14 protein-coding genes are annotated in these 19,464 nt (G+C 45.6%); 11 read left to right on the top strand and 3 right to left on the bottom strand.

The features are described from left to right. The first annotated feature begins 66 nt into the window (after positions 1-66). The 10 genes from hoxU (at position 67) to ACT7WV_RS10935 (ending at position 12,483) form a co-directional block, all read left to right on the top strand. Entirely contained in the window at positions 67-783 is a 717-nt protein-coding gene (hoxU, locus tag ACT7WV_RS10980; RefSeq protein ID WP_445102937.1) for a bidirectional hydrogenase complex protein HoxU, read from the top strand. Beyond that, a complete protein-coding gene (locus tag ACT7WV_RS10975) occupies positions 771-1,316 on the top strand; it encodes an NADH-quinone oxidoreductase subunit B family protein (protein WP_445102936.1) in 546 nt (181 codons plus the stop codon). Before hoxU ends, ACT7WV_RS10975 begins: the two co-directional genes overlap by 13 nt. Before the next feature lie 96 nt (positions 1,317-1,412). Further along, the gene (locus tag ACT7WV_RS10970; RefSeq protein ID WP_445105623.1) at positions 1,413-2,039 is read left to right on the top strand and encodes a CP12 domain-containing protein; all 627 of its coding nucleotides are present in this window, start codon (positions 1,413-1,415) and stop codon (positions 2,037-2,039) included. Between the two features lie 403 nt (positions 2,040-2,442). Then, a complete protein-coding gene (locus ACT7WV_RS10965) occupies positions 2,443-3,870 on the top strand; it encodes a Ni/Fe hydrogenase subunit alpha (protein ID WP_445102935.1) in 1,428 nt (475 codons plus the stop codon). Positions 3,871-3,894: 24 nt separating this feature from the next. Further along, positions 3,895-4,413: a hydrogenase maturation protease gene (locus ACT7WV_RS10960; protein WP_445102934.1), complete on the top strand. Its 519-nt coding sequence runs from the start codon at positions 3,895-3,897 to the stop codon at positions 4,411-4,413. Beyond that, a complete protein-coding gene (hypA, locus tag ACT7WV_RS10955) occupies positions 4,406-4,747 on the top strand; it encodes a hydrogenase maturation nickel metallochaperone HypA (protein WP_445102933.1) in 342 nt (113 codons plus the stop codon). Before ACT7WV_RS10960 ends, hypA begins: the two co-directional genes overlap by 8 nt. 88 nt (positions 4,748-4,835) lie before the next feature. After that, a complete protein-coding gene (gene hypB, locus ACT7WV_RS10950) occupies positions 4,836-5,681 on the top strand; it encodes a hydrogenase nickel incorporation protein HypB (RefSeq protein WP_445102932.1) in 846 nt (281 codons plus the stop codon). A gap of 192 nt (positions 5,682-5,873) precedes the next feature. Further along, on the top strand, positions 5,874-6,626 hold the full coding sequence (locus ACT7WV_RS10945; protein ID WP_445102931.1) for a hypothetical protein: 753 nt from the start codon (positions 5,874-5,876) through the stop codon (positions 6,624-6,626). Continuing rightward, entirely contained in the window at positions 6,598-9,549 is a 2,952-nt protein-coding gene (locus tag ACT7WV_RS10940) for a hypothetical protein (protein WP_445102930.1), read from the top strand. The genes ACT7WV_RS10945 and ACT7WV_RS10940 overlap by 29 nt, the downstream gene beginning before the upstream one ends. 267 nt (positions 9,550-9,816) lie before the next feature. Then, positions 9,817-12,483, top strand: a complete 2,667-nt coding sequence (locus tag ACT7WV_RS10935) for a tetratricopeptide repeat protein (protein ID WP_445102929.1) — start codon at positions 9,817-9,819, stop codon at positions 12,481-12,483. A gap of 12 nt (positions 12,484-12,495) precedes the next feature. Here the strand turns inward: ACT7WV_RS10935 and ACT7WV_RS10930 are convergent, their stop codons facing one another. Further along, the gene (locus ACT7WV_RS10930; RefSeq protein ID WP_445102928.1) at positions 12,496-15,108 is read right to left on the bottom strand and encodes an ATP-binding response regulator; all 2,613 of its coding nucleotides are present in this window, start codon (positions 15,106-15,108) and stop codon (positions 12,496-12,498) included. A 389-nt stretch (positions 15,109-15,497) separates the two neighbouring features. Here ACT7WV_RS10930 and ACT7WV_RS10925 point away from each other — a divergent pair, with 389 nt between their 5' ends. Further along, complete coding sequence (locus ACT7WV_RS10925; RefSeq protein ID WP_445102927.1) at positions 15,498-18,236, top strand: bifunctional acetate--CoA ligase family protein/GNAT family N-acetyltransferase; 2,739 nt, start codon at positions 15,498-15,500, stop codon at positions 18,234-18,236. A 109-nt stretch (positions 18,237-18,345) separates the two neighbouring features. Here ACT7WV_RS10925 and ACT7WV_RS10920 read toward each other — a convergent pair whose 3' ends face one another. Both ACT7WV_RS10920 and ACT7WV_RS10915 read right to left on the bottom strand, forming a co-directional pair. After that, positions 18,346-18,594, bottom strand: a complete 249-nt coding sequence (locus ACT7WV_RS10920; RefSeq protein ID WP_445105622.1) for a transposase — start codon at positions 18,592-18,594, stop codon at positions 18,346-18,348. A 302-nt stretch (positions 18,595-18,896) separates the two neighbouring features. Next, the gene (locus ACT7WV_RS10915) at positions 18,897-19,382 is read right to left on the bottom strand and encodes a helix-turn-helix domain-containing protein (RefSeq protein ID WP_445102926.1); all 486 of its coding nucleotides are present in this window, start codon (positions 19,380-19,382) and stop codon (positions 18,897-18,899) included. Positions 19,383-19,464: the final 82 nt, after the last annotated feature.

The raw sequence follows: 19,464 nt of genomic DNA, 5'->3' as shown, positions 1-19,464 counted from the left end.
GGTAATCGGTAAAAAGTTCCCTGTTTTCTTTCACCCATTACCCAAAATAAGAGGAGAACAAGAGATATGTCAGTCAAGACTCTAACAATTAACGGAGTCCCCGTGGCAAGTCCCGAGGGGACGACGATTCTAGAAGCGGCCAAAGAAGCAGGTGTTTGGATACCTACTTTATGCCATTTGGAAGGAATTTCCGATATTGGTGCGTGCCGATTGTGTTTGGTGGAAATTGCTGGTGTCAATCGGCTATTGCCTGCCTGTGTCACCCAGGTAGCAGAGGGGATGGAAATCTACACCGACACAGAACAGCTTCAAGAATATCGACGCATGATCCTGGAGATGCTGTTTGCCGAAGGCAATCACTTCTGTGCAGTATGTGTGGCTAATGAGAATTGCGAATTGCAAGATATGGCCATTGCCCTGAAAATGGATCACACCCGTTTCCCGTACCGCTTTCCTGTACGAGATGTTGATCTTTCCCACCCCCGCTTTGGCATTGACCACAACCGCTGCATCATGTGTACTCGGTGTGTGCGGGTTTGTGACGAAATCGAAGGCGCTCACGTCTGGGATGTGGCCGGTCGTGGTGCAGAGGCTCGTGTAATTACGGGTATGAATCAGCCTTGGGGAGCAGTAGATGCTTGTACTTCCTGCGGTAAGTGTGTCGAAGCTTGCCCCACAGGTGCCATTTTCCGCCAAGGCTCAACAGTAGCAGAAATGACACGCGATCGCTCCAAACTGGAATTTATCGTCAACGCACGGGAGAAAAAAGAATGGACAAGATAAGATTGGCAACTGTTTGGCTAGCTGGTTGCTCCGGCTGTCATATGTCCTTTCTCGACTTAGATGAGTGGCTGTTTGAATTGGCAGCTCAGGCAGACATGGTTTACAGCCCTTTCGTGGATCCTAAAGAGTTCCCGAAAGACGTTGATGTGGTATTGGTTGAGGGTGCTGTGGCCAATGAGGAAAATTTAGAAATAATCCTGAAAGTCAGAGAGCGTAGCAAATTCCTCGTTTCCTTTGGTGATTGTGCCGTAACAGCCAATGTCCCAGCAATGCGGAATATGTTGGGGGGTACAGAACCCGTCCTAAAACGCTGTTATCTGGAACTGGGAGACCTCAATAATCAGTTGCCCAAGGAAAAGGGTATTGTGCCAGAACTACTCGAACGAGTCATGCCAGTTCATGAAGTTGTGAAAGTAGATATGTACATACCAGGTTGTCCACCCTCAGGGCCTCGGATTCGAGATGCGATCGCTCCCCTACTCAGAGGCGAAAAACCTAAAATGGAAGGGCGACACATGATTAAATTTGGCTAACTCTTGATTGATGTTTTGTTCTTAGTCATTCGTCATACTGTCACAGACCAGCTTTAGTCATTGACCACTAAAAAATGATCAATGGAGGTTCTTACCATGATGAAAGCAGCAGAGATTATGACCAAAGATGTCGCTACGATTCGGGGTGCGGCGACGGTGGTTGAGGCAGTAAGAATGATGAAGGAAAAGAACTTGCGTTCTCTAATTGTCAACCGTAACCACGAGCAGGATGCGTACGGCATAGTAACTGAGACAGATGTCGTTTCTAAGGTAGTAGCTTTTGGGAAAGACCCTAAGCAGGTGCGTGTTTATGAAATCATGACTAAGCCCTGCGTGATTGTCAATCCTGACTTGGGTGTAGAGTACGTGGCGCGGTTGTTCGTCAATGTCGGCATCCGTCAGGCACCAGTGATCAAGGACGAACTACTAGGAATTGTCTCCATGAGTGACATTCTGCTCAGAAGTGACTTTATCGAACAGCCCAAAGCCCTGATCCTAGAGCAAAAAATTCAGGAAAGCATTGAGTATGCCCGCACCATCTGCACTCAGAAGGGACCAACTTCACCAGAGTGTGCCGTTGCTTGGGATGTGGTGGAGGAACTCCAAGCAGAAGCTGCTCATCAAAAAGTCCAAAAACTGGAAAAAACTGCCTTTGAAGAATACTGCGAAGAATATCCCGAGGCAATCTCAGGGCGGCAATATGAGAATTGGTGTAGTGGATAGTGCCAAAAAGGTTTGGGTCAATCCGAGGTAATCACTCCCCAATTCATAGATACAGTAGTTTTTATTTCACTGAAATACAACTATCTTAAGTTGTCAGGCAAAAGAGTACTTTAAGGCGAGCAAACTAACAAAAAAGATTGTAGAGCATGCAGTTGTTTACTAATGCAGGAATCCTAGATAAACGGCAAAAATTGCCTATTGCATCTCTTGTCCATCTGTAGTTAATCTAGCTTGTCAATCATTGAGGAGTGATAGATGAATATCCTCAATCCTTGAGAAAACTAAACGTTCCTGTTCGTAACGAACAAAATTATGGCTGGTTTTGTGTCAAAGCTAGAGTAATGCCTGCCGCCTGACCAACGCCCTAAAAAGAATTGATATTAATTAAAACGGAGAGCATCTTATGTCAAAAACAGTCGTTATTGACCCAGTAACTCGTATTGAGGGTCATGCGAAAATATCTATCTTTTTGGACGATACCGGGGAGGTATCAGACGCCCGTTTCCATGTCGTGGAATTTCGAGGCTTTGAAAAGTTCTGCGAAGGTCGCCCGATGTGGGAGATGGCAGGGATTACGGCGCGAATCTGCGGCATCTGTCCCGTTAGCCACTTGTTGGCGGCGGCAAAAACGGGCGACAAAATCCAGGCGGTCAAGGTTCCCATTGCTGGGGAAAAACTACGGCGGATGATGAACCAGGGGCAAATTATCCAGTCCCACGCCCTCAGTTTCTTTCACCTCAGTAGCCCCGATTTTCTCTTGGGTTGGGACTCTGATCCTGCTACCCGTAACGTGTTTGGCTTAATGGCTGCTGACCCAGATCTCGCCAGGGGCGGTATTCGCTTGCGGGAATTCGGTCAAACAGTGATTGAATTGCTAGGGGCGAGGAAGCTGCATGCTGCTTGGGCAGTTCCCGGAGGTGTGCGTACACCTTTATCCGACGAAGGAAGGGCATGGATTAGCGATCGCCTTCCTGAATCCCGCGCCACGATCCTTAATGCCATTGAGTTGTGTAAACGGCTTCTTGATCAATTTACCACCGAGGTGCAAACCTTCGGTAATTTCCGCTCCCTGTTTATGGGTTTAGTCGGCAAAGATGGTCTCTGGGAACACTACGATGGCCACCTGCGCTTTGTTGATTCCGACGGCCAGATTGTAGCTGATAACCTCAGCGAAGATGACTATCTGGACTTCCTGGGTGAAGCAGTGGAACCTTGGTCTTACCTCAAATCCCCCTACTATAAGCCACTAGGTTATCCCGATGGTATTTATCGAGTCGGGCCTCTAGCGAGGGTCAACGTTTGCTCAACTATGGGTACACCCTTAGCGGATAAAGAGTTGCTGGAGTTTCGCCACCGTGCTGGTGGGCCAGTTGCCAATTCCTCCTTCTTTTATCACTATGCCCGCCTCCTGGAAATCCTGCGCTGTGTTGAAGGAATTGAACAACTAGTCGATGACCCGGATGTTGTCTCCAAACATACCCGTGCTACTGCTGGGATTAACCAACTCGAAGCTGTCGGCGTGAGTGAAGCACCACGAGGCACTCTGTTTCACCACTATAAGGTAGACGAAAAAGGTCTAATTGAGAAAGTCAACCTGATTATTGCCACTGGCCAAAACAACCTGGCGATGAATAAAACGGTGGCTCAAATTGCCAAGCACTATATCCACAACAATAAAATTACCGAAGGCCTATTAAACCGCGTAGAAGCAGGAATTCGTGCCTATGACCCCTGTCTAAGCTGTTCCACCCACGCCATTGGCCAGATGCCTCTCCATGTCCAGTTAGTTGGCACATCGGGAGAAATTTTGGATGAAGCCTTACGTAATTAAAACAGTAACCGAGGACTTTGGGGCATGAGCAGTTCCACCTTTGCTACCAACTTGAACAACCAAGTCGAGCCAAAACCGATATCATTCTTAGTCATCGGCTATGGTAATACGCTACGGAGTGACGACGCTGTCGGTCAACAGGTGGCCACTGAGGTAGCCAGGTGGGAATTGCCCCTAGTGTACTCCCTGGCGGTACATCAACTAACACCTGAACTCGTAGAAAAGATCAAGATTGCCGAATGCGTAATCTTTGTTGATGCCTGTCCAATTACTGAGGAGGCAAGTGTAGTACAAGTACATCCCCTAAAGCCAGTTACTACAGGTAATTTCTTACTTGGTCATACCAGTGACCCCCAAGCCCTCCTAGCTATGAGCCAAGCAGTTTACTGTTATGCTCCTCTAGCTTGGTTAATCACTATACCAGCGATTAACTTCGAGTTGGGCGAAACTCTTTCGCCCATTGCTCAGCAGGGGGTAATTACTGCCCTGGAAAAAGTTCGCCTCTTAGTACAGCCTCAGGCAAAAGAGAGTCAAGATGCATGAAGTCGGGATTATGGAAAGTACCCTGGATATAGCCTTAAAACACGCCCAGCAGCAAGGTGCCAGCAAAATTCACCAACTAACCATGCGTGTCGGTGCTATGTCCGGCGTTGTACCAGATGCTTTAGAGTTTGCTTTCGATATCGTAGTCAAAGGCACTATAGCCGAAGGCGCACGGTTAAAAGTAGATTATCTTCCCCTCAAATGCTACTGCCCCCACTGCCGCCTAGAGTTCCAGTCTGACAACCAATTTTATGAGTGCCCCCACTGCCACTGCATCAGCAGTGAGATTCGACAAGGGAAGGAGTTGGAATTGAGTTCTCTAGAAGTCTCTTAGTTTATCAAAAATAGCGAAATAGTATAAGCAGTAGTTCTCTAAAAATATACAAATATTGTTCTTTTGAAATAGCAAAATAAGGTCAATTATGTGTAAAACTTGCGATTGTGCTACTACTCCTGGCGAAGTTACCATTCATAGCCACGACCATCACCATCCTCACGATCATCACCATCACGATCATCACGGCACATCTACTATCAAAGAAAGCCGTACCATTGACATCCATCAGGGGATTTTTGAGAAGAATGACCGATTGGCAGAGCGAAACCGTGGCTACTTTATGGCCAAAGGTGTTTTTGTCCTCAATGTACTCTCTTCTCCCGGTTCCGGTAAAACAGCCCTCTTGGAAAGAACCTTAACTGAATTGGGAAGTCGTCTCAAAGCGGGTGTGATTGTTGGAGATTTAGAAACCGAAAATGACGCCATCCGTCTGCGTCGCACTGGCGCACCAGCAGTGCAAATTACCACAGGAGGCATTTGTCACCTAGAATCGGAGATGGTGGCACGAGCAGCCTCAACTTTAGACCTAGATGCCTTAGACTTGTTAATTATTGAGAATGTCGGCAACTTAGTTTGTCCAGCCGCCTACGATTTGGGAGAAAACCTGCGAGTAGCCCTATTATCGGTTACAGAAGGGGAGGATAAACCCCTCAAGTATCCCACTCTGTTCCACAGCGCCCAAGTTGTCGTGATCAACAAAATAGACATTGCTGAGGTGGTAGGATTTGACCGAGAAGGTGCGATCGCTAATATTCAACGTGTTGCTCCTCAAGCGAAAATATTTGAAGTCTCGGCACGAACTGGGGAAGGCATGCAACCTTGGTATGCTTATTTAGAAAAGCTGATGCACTTGGTCAACGGGACACACTCACAACAAGAGCAATTGAGGGACGAATCGGGTCATTCTGAGCTGATCTCAGCAGAGGTTTAAATCGCTAATTGTTAATAGAAAATGGAAAATTGAGCTGTAGGCACTCCTCTTCTGGCTTACAGTCTCAATTTTCCATTTTTCGTCTACGCAGCAATAATGAAGTTAAAATCGCTCTGCCCTGACTATCTTGGGCATTCCTTACCAGAACTAAAATTAGAGGAGATGACCAATATGGCTGATTTTTAAAATTTTGTGAAACTCAATAGTAAACAGCCAACTCCTACTATGGTTGATGGTCTCATGCTAGATGATATACCTCCAGTTTCGCCAGCACACTGGACAACAGCTCGTCAAGAGATACGTGATTGGTTGCACGAACAGTCTCCGTCTTTAGCAGAGTTATATGAGAGTGCAGTGAGTTTAACGTTTGAAGTCCAGCTTCCCGGTCGGGTTCGACTTGTTGCTCATTGTCTTCGTGAAATCTGCAATCGATTACCTGATCGTGTGGTCGTACTTGATAAAAAGGGTAGTCAAGTGGATTATGTCAAAGAAATGAACAAAATTGCAGATATTTGGCAGAAAAATGGTTTCAAGCTAGATGGAACACTTCCCAACTCTGGAATGAGTTCTGAGGACAGTCTTCCTTCCTCTTTGCCTGACATTATGATACCCCGTGAGCTTTTTCTTCCCATTGCAGAACTACTCAAAGAACATGTGGAGAAAAGTTCCACACTTGAACGCAGAGCAAGAGACTTTTTTGAAAAGTGTATTCCTGACAATCAGGATTTTCCCGACAGGTTGTTTCCCATAGGAAACCAATGGAAAGATCTCACGAATTGTCTTGCAAAGAAAGCACACGATAATGGTACAGTCGATGCCGACTACGATGAGCAGGAACTCCTGTCTCGGTTTGAGTTGTTCGAGTCGTTGCTTAGCCCATTGGCTCGAAGTTTCTACAGCACTACAGATAAACTCGATGAAATCTTGGAAGACACCAACTCCTGAACAAGTTGAGAAAGCCATAGCCCTGATTGTTCACCCTCAGCAAAGCTCTTACTTTTTCAACCGTCTCCAAAATCCTAAGTGGATTTCCCCACTAAAGAAAAGAGATGTCTTTAAACATCCTCCCCAAGTCATTCGTGATTCTAGCGAGGGTACTGTTAGCTTCCCACCTTGGGCTGAGTCTATTTATCTGGCGCGAATGGCTAAGCACGACCCCAAAGCGGTTTTAGAAATTGCTAATTCGACAGAAACTGACAACCATAGAATCCACGCAGATTTTGTTGAAGCCGTGCTTCAGATGCCTCCTGAAGAAGCGGTGAAAATGGTTACTAAAATTAAAGCTTGGATAAAGTCTCTTGACTCGTCATTTGCCCTTCTGCCAGACAAAGTGGGCGCTCTTATTGTGCATCTTGCTAAGGGAGGTCAAGTTAAAAAAGCACTCGAACTAGCTCGGTCACTACTTGCAGTTATGACAGACTCTATAGCGGAAAATGGAGAAGCGAACGAAGGACGAGTTTACCATCCCCGTCCTAAACCACGAACACATCTAGATAACTGGCAATACGAACAGATTCTCAAAAAGTACGTGCCGGAGTTGGTGACAGTAGCGGGTGAATTAGCACTAACGATGCTTGGCTACCTTCTCTATGATGCTATTAAATTTTCTCAATACCCTGGAAAAGGAGAAGAACAACAAGAAGACTCCTCTATATGGGATGATGGTTCAATTTACTGGCGACCTTTAATTGGGAAGCATCCCCGAAACGGCCATCCTTATGAAGTCAAAGAACTTTTGGCAATTGCAGTCCGGGATGCAGCAGAGCAAATTGTAGAAAGCGATCTTTCAAAGATGCAATCGCTAATCCTAATGTTGGAAAAATGGGACTGGCGAATCTTTCATCGCATTGCACTTTACCTGATTCGTAAGTATCCAGACACTGACCGCCATCTTCTCACTGAGAGATTAGTTGATCAGAAGCGTTTCAGCAATTCCAGTAGTTACGAAGATTATGAATATGTTTTCTTAGCTAAAGAGTATTTTGGCGATTTACCAGAAGAAGAACAAGAAAAAATCTTGGATTGGATTGAAAATCCTAATTTTGACTTGTCTTGGTGCAAAGATCAAGAGAGAAGAACACAATGGCTGCAGTATTGGCAGCTAAACAAGCTGACTCCAATAAAAGATAGTCTTCCAGTCAAGTGGCAACAGCGATATCAGCAGCTAGTAAAAGAGTGTGGCACTACTGTTGAACTTTCCGATATTGTTTTTGGTGGGGTAGGTGGCATAAGAGAATTAGGCATTGAGAGTCCTAAGACTTACTCAGAATTGGAGTCTATGAGTATTGAGGAGTTAGTCTCCTTCTTAAGGACATGGCAGCCTGACTCTAGGGACCCTTTTGAGCCTGGTTCATCAATTTCAGGAGTAGGGTTTCAACTATCTAAACTAGCCGAACAAAATCCTGAACGCTTTGCACTGGCAGCTGAACAGTTCCAAGAACTACACCTAACGTATTGTTGGCAGTTGGTTCGAGGACTACGTAGTGCGCTAGCTAACAACAAAGGGCAACAAGGAGAACTCAGAGAATTTTCTTGGTCATCAGTTCTAAAACTCTGTAGTTGGATAGTACAGGAATCTCAACCAAGTCCTGAGTGTGAGACAACTGATGATAGCCGTGATTCAGATTTACGTGAAGCTCGTCGAGCAATAGCAGATTTACTAAGAGTTGGTTTTACTATTAAAGGCAATAGTAAAATTCCATTCCATCTTCGCAGTAAAGTTTGGGATACATTAGAACCTCTCACTCACGATCCAGATCCCACGCCTAAACAAGAAAAGGATTACAGTATCCCAACTGATAAATCACCTAGAGATTTGAGTAATCTTTCAATTAATACTGTTCGCGGTGAAGCCATGCATACAGTAGTACGCTACGCTCTCTGGCTTCGACGATACTTTGAGCAATTGCCTGATGGCTCAGAACTAATCAAGAAAGAGTTTGACGAGATGCCAGAAGTTCGACAAGTACTTGATGAGCATCTTGACATAGACAAAGAACCATCTCTAGCAATTCGTTCAGTATATGGTCAATGGTTTCCTTGGCTCATGCTGTTAGATGGAGATTGGGCAACTCAAAATGTGGCAAAGATTTTTCCGCATGATGAAGCTTTGAGCGACCTACGCAGCGCTGCTTGGGAAAGCTATATCAGATATTGCTCTGCCTATGATAATGTCTTCGACTTACTACATGAAGAATACAGCTATGCTGTTGAACGGAGTAACATAGCCTGTGGTGATAAACAATTGACAGAAAGTCTTGCCGAACACCTAATGACTTTCTACTGGCGTGGGAAGCTCCATTTGGATGAACCAAGAGGCTTGCTAGCACTGTTCTATACCGAAAGTTCTGATGTTATTCGAGGCTATGCTCTCAAATTCGTAGGGCGAAGTTTGCGTAACACAAAAGAAGCTATAGAACCACAAATTCTTAATCGACTTCAGCTACTTTGGGAAAGACGGCTTCAGGCAGCACACGCAGCAACGCTACCCGCTTCCTATACTAATGAGCTTGCTGCCTTTGGCTGGTGGTTTGCCTCGGCGAAGTTTGAGGACTCTTGGGCGATTGCTCAGCTCACAGAAGTTCTTCAGCTTGTCGGTCAGGCAGAGCCTGAGCACCTGGTATTTGAGCGCTTAGCTGCACTTGCGGATAAAATGCCAGAGTCAACTGTTGAGTGCCTCAAGCTGATTATTGAAAAAGACCAAAAGGGGTGGGGCATCTATAGCAGTCACGATGAGATAAAAAGCATTCTTGCTACTGCTATTCAAGGGAGCAACGATACAGCGAGACAGAGTGCTATAGAACTTGTTCATCGCCTAGGTCAGCTTGGTAACTGGGAGTTTCGGGAACTACTTTCTCTCAGGAGCTAATCATTCACCATAAAGCTAACAATAGAATAGTACGCTCTAGCTCCATCCACAGTAGTTACTTTTCCTGCGATCGCTGACATTAGGCTTTGTACCTGGTTTCCAGCAAACTCCCCTCGCTCCATAATCTTTTTGTAAACTGGGCATCCTCCCTGCCAAATATTTCTAAAAAAAACCAACAACAAACGACCAATGACCAAATTCTGTGTACTGTTGGTAGATTGGACATAAGCGACTGCAAACTATAGCCAACAGACAGAGGTGGTCCTGATGAAGCGAAAAAATCCAAATATTTTCAGATTAGTCTCGCAAAGCAGTATCTTCCTTTCAATTTTATTCCTACTGTCTGTTAGTGTTGCTAAAGCCCAGTCTCCCGGAGCTAATGCTTCAGCGCTGACGATTGCCCAAGCACTCTCTGCTCAGGAACGGCAAGAACTTGAGCAATTACGACAACAGCAGCAATTACAAGGACAGGTTGAAGCTGAGGCTAATCAAATCTTTAGTCGCACGACTACCCTGTTCAACATTTTACTCATCACTCTGGCTCTGCTGATAGCTGCCACGCTCATTGCTTTGTGGCGGCTGCGACGGGCCGTGGTTTTGCAGGTTGCAGAGCTTGTCAGAACCCATCTAGAGGAGTTAGGTGGCTTAGAAAGTCAAATTGCTAGTGCTCATCAAAAAGTTAACAAAATCCTGCGAGAAGCTGAAGGCATCACCGATCAAGTAGACAATAAAGCCAAAGCCTTTCAACAGGAAGTCGGAATCCACAGAGAAACCCTTTCGGGACTACTTTCTGAGCTTTCTCAGTTCAAAACCCAGACTGTAGAAGAACTCAGAACCCAGCTCTTAAGGGCGCAACAAAAGCTAGAACAACTGGAATCAGAGTTTGTCGCTCAAGTTTCTGAGTTAGATTCGGCTACGCATCAACACAAAGATTTGGCTCTGCAAAAACTGGAAAAATCTGAGCAAGAGTTTTTTGAGCAACTCGCGGCACTTCAGTCAGGGGTTCAGGAACACAAGGAACTTGTCTGGGAAAATATCACTAATCTACAGTCAGAGTTTACCCCCCATCTAGCAAAACTCCGCAGCGAAGCCCAACAGCAAGTCCAGCAACACCAAAAACTTACCAGAGAAAACCTGGAAAATCTAGAGACGGAGTTTGCCGCTCAACTCTCAAAGCTTTACTCAGGTGCTGACGGACGCAAGGAAGAGTTATTTAATAACTTAGAAAAGCTCAAATCTGACTTTACCAGCCAACTGTCTGAACTGCTCTCAGAAGTTCACCAGCGCCGAAATTCCCTCTCAGAGAACCAGCAGCAATGGGAAGCCGATTTGGCGGCTCGGCGCTTGGAGTTAGACTCTGGTACTCAAGCTCAACAAGAAGCAATTCGCCAGCATCTAGAGCAATGGGAAGCCGATTTGGCGGCTCGGCGCTTGGAGTTAGATTCCGGTACTCAGGCTCAACAGAAAGCAATTGAGCAGTATCTCCAAAAACTGGAAGCTGAGGTTGCTACTGGGCGCTCAGAGCTAGACTCAGAGACTCAAGCCCAAAAAGAAGTAATTCGCCAGCATCTACAAGAACTGGAGGCAGAGGTTACCTCACAATTGTCTGAGTTGCAATCTGGTGTTGAGGGACGCAGGGAAGAGATATTTGAGAATCTGGAGCAATCTGAGACTGAATTAGCTGCTGAGTTGTCTGCTTTCAAGTCAGATGTTCAAGCTCAAAGAGACAAGATTCAAAAGAATTTGGAAAAATTGGAAAGCAAGTTTGCTGAGCAACTCTCCCAATTGCAGGCGGATGCTCAAGGGCACAAGGAGGCAAACTTCCAGAACTTGCACAAACTAGAGACTGAGCTGGCTAATGAACTCTCAAACTTACAGTCGGACGCTCAAGCCCAAAAAGATGCCATTCTCGAAAAATTAGCCGAGATTACGCCTCAATTCCTCTCAGACTCATTTATGACTGAGGTTGAGATCAAAATCCAAGCACTCACAGGCCAACTTGACTTGATCAAGTCTAACCGTCCTCAGCTATTTTTTAGAGCTGAAGAATACATAGAACAGGGCAATGCTTTGTTGTCCGAGGGACACTATGCAGACGCGATCGCAGTTTATGATAAAGTGAGCGCAACTAAGCCGAATAGCTTTGAGGTGTGGCAGGGACGAGGCATGGCTCTGTGGGAATTACAGCGCTACGAAGATGCGATCGCCTCTTTTGATCAAGCTTTAGATATCAATACCGATAACTTTGATACTTGGTATCACAAAGGCATTGCCCTGATGGAGTTACGGCAGTACGAAACAGCGATCGCTGCCTTTGAGGAAGCGATGCGACTCCAGCCAGATAACGGCAAAGTTTGGCTAAATCGGGGTTTAGCTTTGGCAAGGTTGAAACGCTACGAAGAAGCGATCGCTTCTTACGACAAAGCCTTAGAAATCAAGTCCGATTATCATGAAGCTTGGGTAAACCGAGGGGCAGCTTTAGGGGTGATGCAGCGCCATGAAGAAGCTCTCGCAGCTTTTGATCAGGCTACTAAGTGCCAGCCGGATGATGGTGTTGCTTGGATGAACCGAGGTTTGGCTCTAGAGACATTGCAACGCTACGAAGAAGCGATCGCCTCTTTTGATAAAACGATTGAATTCAAACCTGACTCTTACAAGGCTTGGAACCGCCGAGGCTATATTCTCTTCCAGCTAAGCCGCGACGCAGAAGCTCTGGCGAGCTTTGACAAAGCTCTGGAAGCTCAACCTGACTATGCCGAAGCCTATTACAACAGAGCCATCTGTTATGTATTCCAGAGTCGGGATGATTTGGCCTTCAAAGACTTGCAACGAGCAATTAAGCTTAATCCGAAGTATAGGAAAGAGGCAAAAACCGACTTAAATTTCGATGTGATTCGAGATGAGCAATGGTTCAGGCGGTTAGTTGGCGGTTAAAGTTGAGAATTCTCAATAAAGATAACGAGGTAGATTAGAGGTAACTGATAGCGGTAGCTTTACTGTAAACGTCGCTCCTTGTCCTTCTCCTGGGCTCTCCGCCTCGATAGTCCCATTGTGCAGTTCTACTAACCGCCGCACGATCGCTAACCCTAATCCCAGCCCACCATGCTTTCTGGTGGTGGAACTATCTGCCTGACGGAAGTAATCGAAGACATGGGGAAGCACGTCAGCACTGATGCCCTCACCTGTATCGCCGATGCTGATTTGCAGTTGCTCATTACTAAAAGTCAACTCAATTTCCACCCGCCCTCCTGTTGGGGTGAACTTGATGGCGTTGCCCAGCAGATTCTCGACAATTTGCTCTAAGCGCTGGGCATCTCCAGAAACTAAAGATGAGGATGTCAGACTAGACTCTAATTTTATCCCTTTAGCCTCAGCTACAGGTTGCACTGCTTGAAGAGCTTTCTGAATAACTGGGGCAAGTTCAACGGGACACATATTCAGCAGCATTTTACCTCGCAGCAAGCGCGACATATCCAGCAGATTTTTAATCAATTGAGTTTGCAACTCGGCATTGCGCTCAATCGTCTCCAAAGCCCGCTCAATTGTATCAGGAGTGAGTTGGCGCTCTCGAAGCATTTTCGCCCAGCCCAAAATCATATTGAGCGGTGTTTGTAGTTCATGGGAAACGATTGCCAGAAACTCATCCTTTAAGCGATTTGCCTCAGCTAATTCCTTTGCCTGATGCTGGAGTGCTTCGTAGGCAATTTGCAACTCCCGTCGGCGCAGACTGACTTCTTGAGCTAATGCTTCCAAGTCGTAACTCTGAGTTGCCAACTCCTGCTGCAATAAGTTCCGCACTCGCTTAATCATGATCAAGTTTCCCACCCGTGCCCTTAACTCTTCCACAGAAAAGGGTTTGATCAAGTAGTCCTGAGCACCAGTTTTCAACAGTTGTACCCGTAGCTCATGATCGGCTTTGGCAGTGAGCATAACCACTGGAATTGCATCCATTTCCGGGTGAGAGCGCAGCTTTTGTAACAACTGATCACCACTGAGCAGAGGCATCATCACATCACTGATAATCAGATCAGGAGACAAAAGGAGTGCCTGTTCCAAACCTTTCTGGCCATCAGTAGCGGTGGCGGTGCGATACTCTTTGGCTAATATTTCAGTAATAAACCGATTCATCTCTGGATTATCTTCAACTACCAGCACGAGTGGTTTCTCTGCCGCTTCCTCTTGTAGTGTGTTGCCTGTCTCAGGGCGAATTCGGAGTTCTTCTAGGGCGGGAATTATTATGTCTTGAGTGTCACTCAAACTAAGGGCGCTAGTAGATACAGTGGCATCTCTCGGAGCAGCTAGCGGCAACTCAACTGTAAAGAGCGCCCCCCCATTGGCAGCATCATTGACTGTGATTGTGCCCTCTTGTAACTCTACAAATTCTTTAACAATGGCTAATCCTAGTCCTGTCCCTCCGAAACGGCGAGTTGCTCCCCCTTCCCCTTGGCGGAAACGATCAAAAATAACTTCACGTAGCTCAGTGGGAATCCCTGGCCCGTTATCCTGAATCATAATTTGAGCGCGCTCTGACACGACTTCTCGCCCCGATAGGTCAACATCTGAGGATTGTTCCGTCGGGACTGAGTGAGTAGACAAGACGCAACGGATACTGCCGCCTACAGGCGTAAACTTAAAAGCATTAGAGAGGAGATTTAAGAGAATACGCTGCATCTTTGTGACATCAACTTGTGCCTGCAAAGCATCTGGCGTCTCAACAGTAAAAGATATCTGACGCTCTTGTGCAAGCCCATCAAAGTTAGCTGTCATCAGGCGGAGTAGCTGTACCAAGTCAACTTCAGCATAGTTGACCTCCATCTTGCCTACCTCTAGTTTAGAGACATCCAGCAGGTCGTTCACCTGCTTGAGCAAGAGACGGGAATTGCGATTAATTACGTCCAGTTGGTAGTGCTGTTCCTCATTCAACTCGTGATCACTGAGGAGCCTTTCCGTTGGCCCTAAAATTAAGGCAAGCGGGGTTCTTAGTTCATGACTGACATTGGTGAAAAATTGACTTTTGAGTTGATCGAGTTCTTTAAGCTTTTCATAGAGCGTTGCTAGTTCTTGATTAGCCCTCTCCAAGTGTATTTTTCGTTCTTCTGAAAGCTTGGCTGTTTGCAGCATCGTCAAGGCTTTAGGGACTAAAGGTGGTAGGACAATAGCTGTGGCAACAGAAGCGATTGCTGTCAATAATTTCAATACACCCGAAAGCCAATAAGTAGGATGCCAAAGCGTCCAAACTTCCATAAAGTGAGTACTGGCACAGGCAACAATGAAAGAGCCAAACGCCAAAAACATCCAATGAAAGGGAATTTCCTGACGAGTCTTATAAACGAGATAGGCAAGCGTTGCTGAAATAGCGACGTAAGCAAGGGTAATCAAAGAATCTGACAACACATGTAGCCAGATCAGCCCAGGCTTCCATAGATAACAATGCCCATGAGGAATAAAACTGTTTGCAGCTAAAAGTTTATCCAATAAACCTGTTGGTAGTAGCACCACTAGGGTAATGGCTACTGCTGCTATGCTGTAGCCTAAGTTCTCTCGATTTGCTCGTATCATCAGTCTGTTTAGTGTTTAGGAATCAAGATTCCTTGCGTTTTAGTCTAATCATTTTATAATTCCTTAGCTGGTGCTGATTTATCTACCCTGATATACATCTAGATTAACGGTTAATGGAAAATTAAAAATGGTTAATTGGAGATAGACAATATACAAGAGCTACTAATACACCTTACCTAGTCAATTATCTATTTTCCATTTAGCAGACTCCATTAATCTCTGTTAGTAATTCCTGATAGTGATATTTACCACAGACATGGTCAGTTAGTTGCTTCTAAAATCGGTGCAGGGGACTAAAGGAGCAAACTAACACTTCGATCTCCATACCCTCAGTACCAACCGTACGCCATTTTTAATTTTTCAGCAGCTCCAGAGGTAAGGAATAAATTATGCTCAAGCCTCTCAAACCAAACACTGACCCTGCCTACGATATCCTGCGCTCTGAGCGCCAACCCCTGAGCTCACTCTTTGCCCCAGAGAGTGTCGCTGTGATTGGTGCCAGTGATCAAGCTGGCAGTGTCGGACGGACATTGTTATGGAACCTGATCAGCAATCCTTTCGGCGGGACAGTATTTCCAGTTAATCCCAAACGACACAGTGTGTTGGGAATTCAAGCCTACCCCACCATAAAAGCTATACCAGAACCAGTCGATTTAGCGATTATTGCCATTCCTGCACCTCTAGTGCCAGGGGTAATTGGCGAGTGTGTTGAGGCAGGGGTTAAAAGTGCGATTGTCATTTCTGCGGGATTTAAGGAAATTGGCGCGCCAGGAATTGAATTAGAGCGTCAAATTCTGGAAAAAGCGCGGGGCAAGATGCGCATTATTGGTCCCAATTGCTTGGGTTTAATGAGTCCGCGCACTGGGCTTAATGCTACTTTCGCAAGTACTATAGCTCGTCCCGGCAATGTCGGTTTTATTAGTCAAAGTGGTGCTTTGTGTACTGCTGTCCTTGACTGGAGTTTTTGGGAAAATGTCGGCTTTAGCGCCTTCATTTCCATTGGCTCAATGCTTGATGTCAACTGGGGCGATTTGATTTATTACCTTGGTGATGACCCCTATACCCAAAGCATTGTCATTTATATGGAGTCGATTGGCAATGCGCGGTCATTTCTCTCTGCTGCCCGTGAAGTAGCTCTAACCAAGCCGATTATCGTACTCAAAACAGGTAGAACTGAGGCAGCAGCCAAAGCCTCGGCTTCCCATACAGGAGCCTTAGCAGGTAGTGATAATGTTCTCGATGCTGCCTTTCGCCGCTGTGGAGTGCTGCGAGTTGACCGCATTTCTGAATTGTTTAATCTGGCAGAGGTACTAGCAAAACAAGCCCGTCTTCCCAAAGGACCGCGACTGACGATTATTACCAATGCTGGAGGACCAGGAGTGCTGGCAACAGACGCGCTGATTGGTACAGGGGGAGAACTGGCCCAACTTTCCCCAGAAACTATTAATTCCCTCAATCAAATTTTGCCCTCCCATTGGAGTCATGGTAATCCTATTGATATTCTTGGTGATGCTGACCCGGAACGCTATACTAAAACCCTAGAAATTGCCGTCGAAGATGCCAATAGTGATGGCTTGCTGGTAATTCTTACCCCCCAAGCAATGACCGATCCTACCCAGACAGCTGAGCAACTGAAACCCTATGCACAGCAGGCGACTAAACCAATCTTTGCTAGTTGGATGGGCGGTTCTGAGACCAAGGCAGGTGAGACTCTTCTCAATAGTGCTAGTATTCCTACTTATCCTTACCCAGATTCGGCCGCTCGTTTGTTTAATTTAATGTGGCAGTACAGCTACAACCTGAGTGGCATTTACGAAACTCCAGTACTGCCCACAGGCGAGGAACGCAAAGACGCAACCCTTGCCCAGAAAATGATCGAGACGGCACGCCAATCTGGCCGTACCCTGCTCACAGAACTGGAATCAAAACAGCTTTTAGCAGCCTATGGTATTCCCATTGTGCATACAGGTTTTGCTAAGAGTGAAGCAGAGGCAGTTGACTGGGCGAATTCCCTAGGTTACCCGGTAGTTCTCAAGCTGTTTTCCGAAACGATTACCCATAAAACTGATGTGGGTGGTGTCCAGTTGAACCTCTCGGATGCGGAAGCCGTAAAATGGGCCTACCAAGCGATTAAAGCCTCGGTGAGTGAGCGGGTTGGGGAAGAGCATTTCTTAGGAGTCACCGTTCAGCCGATGATCCGGCTCGATGGGGGCTATGAGTTGATTATTGGTAGTAGTATCGATTCTCAGTTTGGCCCAGTCCTGGTTTTTGGTTCCGGTGGACGGCTAGTAGAGGTTTTTAAGGATAGAGCGATCGCCCTGCCACCCCTCAACACGACTCTGGCGCGGCGCATGATCGAACAAACTCAAATTTATCAGGCACTTCAAGGAGTTCGCGGCCGACGGCCAGTTGATGTTGAAGGATTAGAACAGCTACTGGTGCAATTCAGCCAACTGGTTGTAGAGCAGCGTTGGATCAAGGAAATTGATATTAATCCGCTGTTTGCTTCTTCAGAGCAATTGATTGCCCTAGATGCGCGTGTTGTCCTCCACGAGCTGGATGTTAGTGAGGAGCAGCTACCCAAACTCGCGATTCGTCCCTATCCAACACAGTACGTAGCCCAGTGGACAATGAAAGATGGCACTCCGGTTACAATCCGCCCCATCCGACCTGAAGATGAGCCATTAATAGTTCAGTTTCACAAAACTTTGTCAGAGCAAAGTATCTATTTCCGTTACTTCCATCTGATGAAACTGAGTCGGCGTACTGCCCACGAACGGTTAACTCGCATCTGCTTTATTGATTATGACTGTGAAATGGCACTGGTAGCAGGCTATAAGCATCCAGTGACCAACAAGCAGGAAATTATGGCCGTTGGCCGATTAAGTAAATTGCATGGTGTCGATGAGGCTGAATTTGCCATGCTAGTAAGTGACCCCTGCCAGCGCCAGGGCTTGGGTACTGAGTTACTGCAAAGACTACTGCAAGTTGGTCGAGATGAACACCTCAAGCGTATCACCGCAGAAATTTTGGCTGAAAATGTTCCTATGCAAAAGCTGGCTGAAAAAGTCGGCTTCCGTCTGCGTCGGGTTGCTACTGATTTAGTTAAGGCAGAGATTGAGTTGTAACGGCTAGGGGAGGGAATGGGTGCTAGCAAGTAAGTGGGTATAATTAAACGTTAAAAGCTCACTCAGTTTAGCTCTCTATATTTAGAGAGGTTGAGTTAAGATTAAATTGTTAGAGATGATAACCTACTTTGTTACTTCGATTGGTCAGACCCTCTTTGAGAGCCAACGCCAAATGATCTTCATCTTCAAACATTCTTCCTGATATTTCCTGTGCTTTTATTTGACGCCATTCCCCCTCTATTAGATTCAGCTCCGGACTATAAGTTGGCAGAAAAAATAAATATAATCCTTGCTCTTGCCAGTCTTTTTCTTGCGCTTTTACTTGATGATTTTTATGGACTGAGTAATTATCCATAATCAGAACTGTCTCTACTCCTGTTTCCGCTCAATATTTGGCAGCTTCTTCCGCTTCTTTATTTACTGTTTTGCAAAAACTCTCTTTTTTAAAAGTTCCCAGAGCCAAAGCATAATTAAAACTTTTTTTTAGGTTGATATATGTCTATTATATTGAGCTATTTTCCTCGCTTTTTACTTTGTGGTATTAATTTTTGTTCTCCCACTTTTATCTAACTGTAACTTACTAGATTCCACAGGCTAAAACCAGCTTTTATAAGTATTTTAGCCGTATATTTCCCCTCGCTTCTTCCCTTTTTAGTAGCTTTAAGTCCGCTTTCTTTGCTTCTTTTTGCCTGGGGTCGGGATGCCTTCTCGGACTCGTTTTCGTCCGCTTCCATTTTCTGCCCTTTTTTTGAGAATCTTGCGGATTCTCTCGGCAGTTAATTCCACTTTACGCTCTTTTTTCAGCAATTCTGATAATTGCTCACTATTGTAAGTTCTTGAATGACCATCACAGCAATTTTCCAGATATTCTATATCGGCTTCTCTCCAGGTTCGCTTCCTTCCTGACCTCGGAGCATCTTCTAGTCCGGGAAAACCTTTGAGTATCCATATTTGGATTATTTTCCTCACTGTATTTTGAGCACAATTCATCCAAGAGGCAATTTGATTGACCCTCCAAACTTGGGCATTTAAGCGTAGCATTTCTGCTCTTTTTCTAGTTCTTTCTGGGAGTTTTGGGTCATTACTCCACTTTAAAAGTTCTTGAGCTTCTGACTCGGTTAGACGGATTTTTAAGCGACCTGGCATCAAGCAATCTTACCTTATTAGCCACTTTATTATTTTACGCTTAATTAAGCCCATCTACTTAATAAGTAATAACTTTTATTTT

Source organism: Symploca atlantica LB2515, assembly GCF_052546295.1.
Note: the sequence above shows the minus strand (reverse complement) of the source record. Positions and strands in the feature narration are given on the sequence as shown.

What these genes read in the sequence shown, in the direction of transcription:
- ACT7WV_RS10965 (WP_445102935.1), top strand. Translation starts at nt 2,443, where the DNA reads ATGTCAAAAACAGTCGTTATTGACCCAGTAACTCGTATTGAGGGTCAT.
- ACT7WV_RS10925 (WP_445102927.1), top strand. Translation starts at nt 15,498, where the DNA reads ATGCTCAAGCCTCTCAAACCAAACACTGACCCTGCCTACGATATCCTG.
- hypB (WP_445102932.1), top strand. Translation starts at nt 4,836, where the DNA reads ATGTGTAAAACTTGCGATTGTGCTACTACTCCTGGCGAAGTTACCATT.
- ACT7WV_RS10970 (WP_445105623.1), top strand. Translation starts at nt 1,413, where the DNA reads ATGATGAAAGCAGCAGAGATTATGACCAAAGATGTCGCTACGATTCGG.
- ACT7WV_RS10960 (WP_445102934.1), top strand. Translation starts at nt 3,895, where the DNA reads ATGAGCAGTTCCACCTTTGCTACCAACTTGAACAACCAAGTCGAGCCA.
- ACT7WV_RS10930 (WP_445102928.1), bottom strand. Translation starts at nt 15,108, where the DNA reads ATGATACGAGCAAATCGAGAGAACTTAGGCTACAGCATAGCAGCAGTA.
- ACT7WV_RS10915 (WP_445102926.1), bottom strand. Translation starts at nt 19,382, where the DNA reads ATGCCAGGTCGCTTAAAAATCCGTCTAACCGAGTCAGAAGCTCAAGAA.
- ACT7WV_RS10975 (WP_445102936.1), top strand. Translation starts at nt 771, where the DNA reads ATGGACAAGATAAGATTGGCAACTGTTTGGCTAGCTGGTTGCTCCGGC.
- ACT7WV_RS10935 (WP_445102929.1), top strand. Translation starts at nt 9,817, where the DNA reads ATGAAGCGAAAAAATCCAAATATTTTCAGATTAGTCTCGCAAAGCAGT.
- ACT7WV_RS10940 (WP_445102930.1), top strand. Translation starts at nt 6,598, where the DNA reads ATGAAATCTTGGAAGACACCAACTCCTGAACAAGTTGAGAAAGCCATA.
- hoxU (WP_445102937.1), top strand. Translation starts at nt 67, where the DNA reads ATGTCAGTCAAGACTCTAACAATTAACGGAGTCCCCGTGGCAAGTCCC.
- hypA (WP_445102933.1), top strand. Translation starts at nt 4,406, where the DNA reads ATGCATGAAGTCGGGATTATGGAAAGTACCCTGGATATAGCCTTAAAA.